Here is a 7,209-nt window from a genome sequence, read left to right as displayed (position 1 = left end):
CAAGGATTGGTCGAGTCCGCCGAGTGGCGATCCGCGATAACCGGAGATGAAGCCGGCGGTATTGAGCCCGGCGGCCCGATCGCGTTCCTGCTGCAGCATCGGCAGACGTACCAGCGCCTGGATGCCGCTCATGTACGCGCGGCCGCGTTCGAGGGTGTATTTGTCGTCGAGCGTGACGGAAGATAGCGCGGCTTCGAGCGAAGCTCGCTGACCTGCGTCTAGCGGGGCATTCATTATGTGTACTCCTCCACCCAGTTTGGGATCACCAAAACTTTTTTGGGGCCGTGGCATCTTGTGAATGCTTGGGGCCGGGGTCGCCATATTGACGGGTTTTAAGTGATGGTAGCACTGGTGAAAACCCGCCGCAGCATGCCCAGAAATGCTGCGTTGCGGCGTGATTTCCTTATTGAGCGCAGAGCTTGTTTCAGCGTTGCGACGGCACTGTAACAAGCTGTAAAAACTACAAATCTACGGAACCGCAGTTGAAATGTCTGTCTAATACCCCACCTGCGAGCAATGTCTGCGCAACGCTCTGCATTCGGTGGAGCTTCAGGACAGCAGGGCAGTTAGAAAAGGAGTACGCATGAACACTAGAAATATCCAGACCTTCCTGATGGTTTCGGCCGCATTCTTCGCCATGAGCGCGCCGGTGCGCCCGAGTTCAAGTTCGAGCAGCGCAGGGACGCTGTCGAACGCGATCACCAGCACGGCACAAGTCGCGCCCGCACGCATTGCGGTGGAGCGCGTTGCTCGATCCACGAAGGCCAACGGGGAAGACCAGAATTCGTGATGCGTCGCTGATGCGACGCGTCGGTTGAAAATCTGTCATTGTCCGGCTACGGACAACGTCAAAAACGACAAAGGGCGAGGATCGCAAGATCCTCGCCCTTTTTTACATCCCTCAGGCTCCGCGCGGGCCTTTGTCGTTAGGCCTTGTCCTGAACCACGCCGCGGCGAATCTGGTCCAGTTCGATCGATTCGAACAGCGCCTTGAAGTTGCCCTCGCCGAAGCCCTGATTACCCTTGCGCTGGATGATCTCGAAGAAGATCGGTCCGATCTGGTTTTCGGTGAAGATCTGCAGCAGCAAGTCGTCGGGTGCGCCGTCGATCAGGATCTTGCGCTTACGCAATTCGTCGAGCGGCTCGCCGTGGTTCGGTACGCGGCGATCGACCAGTTCATAGTACGTGTCAATCGTATCGAGCAGCGAGATGTTCGCCGCGCGCAAACCGTCCACTGTGCGGTAGATGTCGTTGCTACCCAGCGCGATGTGCTGGATGCCTTCACCGTGGTACTGGTCCAGATATTCCTGGATCTGACCGGCTACGTCCGAACCTTCCTCATTGATCGGAATGCGGATCTTGCCGCACGGCGATGTCATCGCCTTCGATTTCACGCCGGTCACCTTGCCTTCGATGTCGAAATAACGCACTTCGCGGAAGTTGAACAGGCGCTCATAGAACTCCGCCCATTCCTGCATACGGCCGCGATGGACGTTGTGCGTCAGGTGATCGATGTAGGTCAGGCCGTGGCCGATCGGGTTCGGATTCGCGCCTGGAATCGGTTCGAAATCGACGTCATAAATATCGATGTTGCCAATGCTGCCCTGCTCAGCGCCGTTCTTGCCGCGCCAGCGGTCGACGAAATAGATCAGCGAGTCGCCGATACCCTTGATCGCCGGGATGTTCAGTTCCATCGGGCCGGTCTTGTTGTCGAATCCCCAGGCGCCTTTCTCCAGCGCCTGCTGGTAAGCCTTCGCAGCATCCTGCACACGGAACGCGATCGCGCAGATCGACGGGCCATGCAGGCGCGTGAAACGTTGCGCGAAGGAATGCTGTTCCCCGTTGACGATGAAGTTGATTTCGCCCTGGCGATACAGCGTCACGTCCTTGTGACGGTGCCGGGCGACGGCGGTGAAGCCCATCTGTTCGAACAGCTTGCCGAGCGCCTTCGGGTCCGGTGCGGTGTATTCGATGAATTCGAAGCCGTCGGTGCCGACCGGGTTTTCCCAAGTTGAAACCTGCATTGTCTGTCTCCTGTGTCGACCGGAGTTAACGGCTTTAGCTGTCGGCCGGAGTTAGTGCTTCAGCACTTACTCCGGGCCTATGCAAAGCGCTTACTCCGGTCCGATGCAAAGCTAAGCGCTGGCACGGGGTGTGCAAGTTAGCGCGACTGAGTGACGCAAGTGTAAAGGCCGGCTGGCGACGAAAACTTGCGAACTTAATCGCATGTCGATACGCTGACGCTATCTTCTAGCTCAACTTTTTACTTGGACGGCAGAAAATGGCCAAAATAGAGATAGACGCCATCGACAGACGTATTCTGACGATCCTTCAGGAGAATGGCAGGTTGTCGAATCAGGAGATCGCGGAGCGCATCAATCTGTCGCCGAGCCCGTGTCTACGGCGTATCCGTCGGCTGGAAGAGAGCGGGGTGATTCGCGGCTATGTCGCGCTGCTCGATGCGCAAAAGCTTGGGCTCGATCTGCTGGCCTACGTCAACGTGCGGCTGGAAAAGCGCAGTGGTCCCGCGCTCAGTCCGCGTGGCGACGCTACGCATGCGGATCTATTCCGTGCGGCGGTGCAGACGTGGCCGGAAGTGGTCGCCTGTCACGCGATGACTGGCGACATGGATTACCTGCTGCGCGTGCAGGTCGAGGATATGGCGCACTTTTCACGTTTCGTGCAGGACCAGTTGCTGCACCATCCATCTGTAATCGACGTGAAGACGAGCTTTTCGCTTGAGAAGTTCAAGGAGACGACGGCGCTACCAATTTTGTAGGCGCCGGGCGCGATTACGCGACAGACAAACAAAAAGGGCAGCCACAAGGCCGCCCTTTTTTCACCGAAGCGTTGACCGGTTAGGCCGCTGCAGCTGTCGGCAAGAACGATTCGAACAACTTCGACGTTTGACGCGCCTGACGCTTGAGTGCGTAGTCGAACACCGCGGCTTGTTCCTGCAGCATTTCAGTGATGATGCTCGATTGATCCGCTGGCGGCAGCGTCAGATAGGCGTCTGCTTCGCCGTACGCGTATTCGATCTTCATGCCGGCCTTCTTCGCGATGTGCATCATGGTCGAATTGCGCGACAGACAGTGCATGTAAAGCGTGGTCACATGCGTATTGCGGCTGCGGATGGCGGCGCGCTCGAAGAGCTTCGAGCCAATACCTTGCCCGCGCACGCTTTCCAGCACAGACACGCCGAACTCCGCGGTGCGCTTGTCACCTTCGACCGGCAGATACGCCAGGTGGCCGACGCCGGTGAGTTGCAGCTGACTATTGAACACGCCGAAGACCGTGTCGCGCGTGAAATCGATCGCGCGGACGTAGTTTTCAATGACGTGGTCTGGCACGATCTGGCCGAAACGCAGAAGGCGGTCGTCTTCGCCGAGCGAGAGGAAGTGGGTCAGCAGCCGTTCGCGATCAATGGCGGTGAGTTCACGGACCAGAGCAGGTGCATGACCGGCTGGCTGCAACAGACGATCGTGCGCGACGATCGGCTCAGCGGCGCGGGGTATAAGCATGTTCATAGTCAGGTTCTCCTTTTGATCGAGCGGCGTGGTGCACCGCAAAAACTATTTTAGCGGAAACCCCGATTCATCACTAGGGAAAACCCGTATTAAAACTTGAAGCGAATACCTAAAAGATCGGCACCCTATTTTTATAGTATTGATTGTTAAGGAAAAATAAATTGAACGAGCGTTCGTGACAAGTTGTCGCGCCTAGGCAACTCACGGCAACTGCGCCCTCTGAGCAATGCTGCTGTGCGCAATCAACCCTCGGCGGAACTCAACCCGTGATCCACCATGCTGACCACCTGCTCGGCAAATTCCCGGTAGCCCATCCGGCCGTCCGGCTTGAGCCAGGTGAATGTCCAGTTGATCATGCCGAACACCATCATCGTGAGGGCGGTCTGGTTTTCGCGCGTGGCCCGTTCCGGATAGGCGCGCGCTAGCTGCCGCGCGAAAGCCGCGACCACGTCGCGCTGACGGTTCAAGATGATTTCGCGCTGGGTGTCGACCAGGTACTTCACGTCGTTCAGAAGTGCAACGTGCCGGCTATGCGATGTCTCATACTCGGACAGAAACGCCCGGATCAGCTCCGCAAAGGTTTCCCGCTCCGTTAGTCCGCGACGTTGGCTCGCGCCTTCCACCTCGGCGATGATCAGCATCAGCCGCTTCGTGTAGCGGTCCAGCAGATCGAACAGGATCGCTTCCTTGCTCGCGTAATAGTGGTACAGGCGCGCTTTCGAGGTGCCGCTCGCGGCGGCGAGGTCGGCCATCGAGGTGCTCGGGTAGCTGGTCTGGGCAAATTTCGTCGCGGCTAGTTCGAGAATCTGATCGCGCTGGGTTTCGTGGTCGGGGGCTCGGGTGCGGGCCATGGTCGTCTGTTTTATTAGTGTGGACAGGGGGCAAGCGCCGCGCACAATTCCAGTGTGCGCCATGCGTTCGCATCGCCGCGCAGCTTGATGCGCCGGGTCGCGGCCAGTTCGCGGAAGCGCCACAGCACGATGCTGTCGCTCACCAGATACCAGAGTTCGGCGGTCATCAGTTCGGCGGCAACACGCGCGGCGGGTTGCCAGTCGCCAGTGACGTGCTCGAGAATCAGCGCGTCCAAATCGGCGAAACTGCCGCTCGTGAAAGTATTGTCGCGCCAGCGCCGCGTCTCGCCGTTCGCGTGTTTGGCTTCCTGCCATTCGAGCGCGAGGCGGCTGATCCGCAGAACAGCAATCGGCGCCGCGGCCGGCAGACGCCCTTGCAGTACAGCCGGTGCGAACATGCCGACGGACGTCGCGTGATCTTTGCGGCTGTGCGCCCATGCGCCGGGGTCGGTGAGGTCGTTAATCGACAGACGCACTTCGTTTAGCCGTTGCGGACTATTGCGCAGGTGGTAGCAGACGCGGCGCAGCATCAATTGATCGGATGCGCTTTCACCATGCCAGACCACCAGATTCGCGTCGCCGCGCGCAAGGTTCTCCAGTGCCGCAGCCTGCTCGCGGAATTCCCGAAGGAAATCACGCCTGGTGTCCGCACTAACGCGATCCCAGAAGGTCGCTCGCACGTCAGGTCCGTCGTCGATGCCGCGCAGTGGACCGACCGCCAGATCGTCACGCAGTGCGTGCACGCGATCGTCGCGGCCCGCCTCGGCTAGCGCGGCGCGCAGTGACTCGGCGGCGACGTCGCCGTTGGTGAGGTGGATGGTGCTCATCGGCAGTGGCTTGGGCTGGCAAAAAACGCAAATGACAAAAGGGGCCGCTCATTGATCGGGATAGGTATCTGATCGATGAGCGGCCCCTAGTGTAAGCGGATCGCGGACCTGCTGAAAGCGTTGCGGGCGTCGCATGACCACCCGTCGCGCCAGATTAGCGTTCGTCGTAACTCACCACCACGCGATCGCTGATCGGATGACATTGGCAGGTCAGTACGAAACCGTCGCGAATTTCGTGTTCTTCCAGGGTGTAGTTCTTTTCCATCTTCACCTCGCCTTCGAGCACCTTCGCGCGGCAGGTGCAGCAGACGCCGCCCTTGCACGCATAGGGCAGCGCGAGGCCGGCACGCAAGCCGACGTCGAGCACGCTCACGCCCTGATACGGCAGGCGCAGCTTGCGCCTTTTCCCGTCGAGGACGATTTCGAGGTCGGCGGCCGGGGTGTCGTCGGTGATTTCGACCGGCGGCACGCCCGCTTGCGGCAGCGGCGAACCGAAGCGCTCCACGTGCACTTTTGCCGAAGGCACGCCCGCGGCTTTCAATGCGGCCTCGGCGGCATCCATCATCGGGCCAGGGCCGCAGATGAAGGCTTCGTCAATTGCATCCGCCGGTAGCAGGTTTTCGATGAAGGCCGCGCACTTCTGCTGGTCGAGTACGCCGTTGAACAGCTCGACGTCCTGCAGGTCGTCCGACAGCACGTGATAGAGCACGAAGCGGTTCATGAAACGGTTCTTCAGGTCTTCGAGCTCCTCCGCGAACATGATCTGATCGACGCTGCGGTTGCCGTACACCAGCGTGAAGGTGCTGCGTGGCTCTATTTCCAGCGTGGTTTTGATGATCGCGAGCACTGGCGTGATGCCCGAGCCGCCGGAAAACGCGAGGTACTGCTGGCCCAGATCCGCGTTGAGATGGGTGAAGAAGCGGCCGTCCGGCGTCATCACGTCAATCGTGTGGCCGGGTTGCAGCGTGTCGAACGCGAAGTTCGAGAAACGCCCGCCGCGCACACGCTTGATGCCGATGCGCAGTTCGCCGTCGCGATCGTAATCGGTGACGCCGACGCAGATCGAATACGAACGGCGCGTTTCCTCACCGTCGATGTGCGTTTTCAATGTGACGAACTGGCCCTGCGTGAAGCGATAGTGGTCGCGCAGTTCGACAGGGACTTCGAAGGCGACCGAGACCGCGTCAGCGGTTTCGGGCCGCACTTCGCGGATACGCAGCGGATGAAATTGCGGGGTAGCCATATCAGTATGGTTTGAAGTAGTCGAAGGGTTCGCGGCAGTCGAGGCAGCGGTACAGGGCTTTGCAGGCCGTCGAGCCGAATTGCGCGAGGCGCTCGGTATGGGCGGAGCCGCAACGCGGGCACGACGGTGCCGGCAGCGCGCGCGGCACGAAGCGCATCACTTTTTCCTGTGCTGGCGCGGCGGAACCGCAATTGCCCGTGGGCGGCGCGATGCCATACGCGCGAAGCTTTTCGCGGGCGTCGGCGGTCATCCAGTCGGTGGTCCAGGCCGGTGCGAGGACCGTGGCGATCCGATACGGTTTTAGCTCAGCCACTTCGAGCGCATGGGCGACGTCTTCGGCAATCTGCGACATCGCCGGGCAACCGGAATAGGTCGGCGTGATAACGACTTCGAGCGTGCCGTCGGCGGCGCGTCGCACGTCGCGCAGAATGCCAAGTTCACGAATCGACACCACCGGGATTTCCGGATCGGGCACCGTTTCGAGCACGGCCCAGGCGCGTTCGAGCGTGATGTCGGCGGTGGGCATGGCAGTCGAGGTCGTCATCGTGAAGTTCCGTCGGGTTCCGGTTCAGCGCTTACCAGGTGGCGCCGGGATGCTGGCGCGCGAGGCTTTGCATTTCGGCCAGCACGAAGCCCATGTGCTCTGAGTGCTCGCCATGTTTGCCGGTCGTGATGTGCTTGACCGCTTCGGGCAGTTTGAGCGTGGCTTCGCCGAGCGTGGCCTGTACGTCTTCGAGCCACGCTGTTTCGAGGTCCGACGT

The 7,209-nt window shown here is 60.2% G+C and carries 10 protein-coding genes; 2 read left to right on the top strand and 8 right to left on the bottom strand.

Annotated features, from left to right (window positions below; translation table 11 throughout):
• Positions 1 to 234, bottom strand: a 234-nt coding sequence (locus VFE81_RS24785; RefSeq protein WP_325047107.1) for a hypothetical protein, incomplete at its 3' end; no start/stop codon positions are given.
• Positions 235 to 583: 349 nt separating this feature from the next.
• Between VFE81_RS24785 and VFE81_RS24780 the strand changes: the two genes are divergently transcribed.
• The gene (locus VFE81_RS24780) at positions 584 to 790 is read left to right on the top strand and encodes a hypothetical protein (RefSeq protein WP_325047106.1); all 207 of its coding nucleotides are present in this window, start codon (positions 584 to 586) and stop codon (positions 788 to 790) included.
• A gap of 136 nt (positions 791 to 926) precedes the next feature.
• Here the strand turns inward: VFE81_RS24780 and hppD are convergent, their stop codons facing one another.
• On the bottom strand, positions 927 to 2,024 hold the full coding sequence (hppD, locus tag VFE81_RS24775; RefSeq protein ID WP_325047105.1) for a 4-hydroxyphenylpyruvate dioxygenase: 1,098 nt from the start codon (positions 2,022 to 2,024) through the stop codon (positions 927 to 929).
• A gap of 257 nt (positions 2,025 to 2,281) precedes the next feature.
• On the opposite strand from hppD, the gene VFE81_RS24770 reads away from it, so the two are divergent.
• Entirely contained in the window at positions 2,282 to 2,779 is a 498-nt protein-coding gene (locus VFE81_RS24770; protein ID WP_325047104.1) for an Lrp/AsnC family transcriptional regulator, read from the top strand.
• Positions 2,780 to 2,858: 79 nt separating this feature from the next.
• On the opposite strand, the gene VFE81_RS24765 is transcribed toward VFE81_RS24770, so the two are convergent.
• The 6 genes from VFE81_RS24765 to VFE81_RS24740 form a co-directional block, all read right to left on the bottom strand.
• Positions 2,859 to 3,527, bottom strand: coding sequence for a GNAT family N-acetyltransferase (locus VFE81_RS24765; RefSeq protein ID WP_325047103.1), 669 nt, complete (start codon positions 3,525 to 3,527; stop codon positions 2,859 to 2,861).
• 242 nt (positions 3,528 to 3,769) lie between these two features.
• Positions 3,770 to 4,378: a TetR/AcrR family transcriptional regulator gene (locus tag VFE81_RS24760; protein ID WP_325047102.1), complete on the bottom strand. Its 609-nt coding sequence runs from the start codon at positions 4,376 to 4,378 to the stop codon at positions 3,770 to 3,772.
• A 14-nt stretch (positions 4,379 to 4,392) separates the two neighbouring features.
• Positions 4,393 to 5,205, bottom strand: coding sequence for a DUF1835 domain-containing protein (locus tag VFE81_RS24755; RefSeq protein WP_325047101.1), 813 nt, complete (start codon positions 5,203 to 5,205; stop codon positions 4,393 to 4,395).
• Positions 5,206 to 5,359: 154 nt separating this feature from the next.
• Complete coding sequence (paaE, locus tag VFE81_RS24750) at positions 5,360 to 6,448, bottom strand: 1,2-phenylacetyl-CoA epoxidase subunit PaaE (protein WP_325047100.1); 1,089 nt, start codon at positions 6,446 to 6,448, stop codon at positions 5,360 to 5,362.
• Position 6,449: 1 nt separating this feature from the next.
• Complete coding sequence (gene paaD, locus VFE81_RS24745; RefSeq protein WP_325047099.1) at positions 6,450 to 6,992, bottom strand: 1,2-phenylacetyl-CoA epoxidase subunit PaaD; 543 nt, start codon at positions 6,990 to 6,992, stop codon at positions 6,450 to 6,452.
• Between the two features lie 31 nt (positions 6,993 to 7,023).
• On the bottom strand, positions 7,024 to 7,209 hold a 186-nt coding region (locus tag VFE81_RS24740; RefSeq protein ID WP_325047098.1), incomplete at its 5' end, for a Phenylacetic acid catabolic protein.

It is taken from the genome of Paraburkholderia sp., from assembly GCF_035656215.1.
Lineage (GTDB): Bacteria > Pseudomonadota > Gammaproteobacteria > Burkholderiales > Burkholderiaceae > Paraburkholderia.
Note: the sequence above shows the minus strand (reverse complement) of the source record. Positions and strands in the feature narration are given on the sequence as shown.

Excerpts from the sequence above, each read along its gene's own strand:
- VFE81_RS24765 (WP_325047103.1), bottom strand. The coding sequence starts at position 3,527 with ATGAACATGCTTATACCCCGCGCCGCTGAGCCGATCGTCGCGCACGAT.
- paaE (WP_325047100.1), bottom strand. The coding sequence starts at position 6,448 with ATGGCTACCCCGCAATTTCATCCGCTGCGTATCCGCGAAGTGCGGCCC.
- paaD (WP_325047099.1), bottom strand. The coding sequence starts at position 6,992 with ATGACGACCTCGACTGCCATGCCCACCGCCGACATCACGCTCGAACGC.
- VFE81_RS24780 (WP_325047106.1), top strand. The coding sequence starts at position 584 with ATGAACACTAGAAATATCCAGACCTTCCTGATGGTTTCGGCCGCATTC.
- VFE81_RS24770 (WP_325047104.1), top strand. The coding sequence starts at position 2,282 with ATGGCCAAAATAGAGATAGACGCCATCGACAGACGTATTCTGACGATC.
- hppD (WP_325047105.1), bottom strand. The coding sequence starts at position 2,024 with ATGCAGGTTTCAACTTGGGAAAACCCGGTCGGCACCGACGGCTTCGAA.
- VFE81_RS24760 (WP_325047102.1), bottom strand. The coding sequence starts at position 4,378 with ATGGCCCGCACCCGAGCCCCCGACCACGAAACCCAGCGCGATCAGATT.
- VFE81_RS24755 (WP_325047101.1), bottom strand. The coding sequence starts at position 5,205 with ATGAGCACCATCCACCTCACCAACGGCGACGTCGCCGCCGAGTCACTG.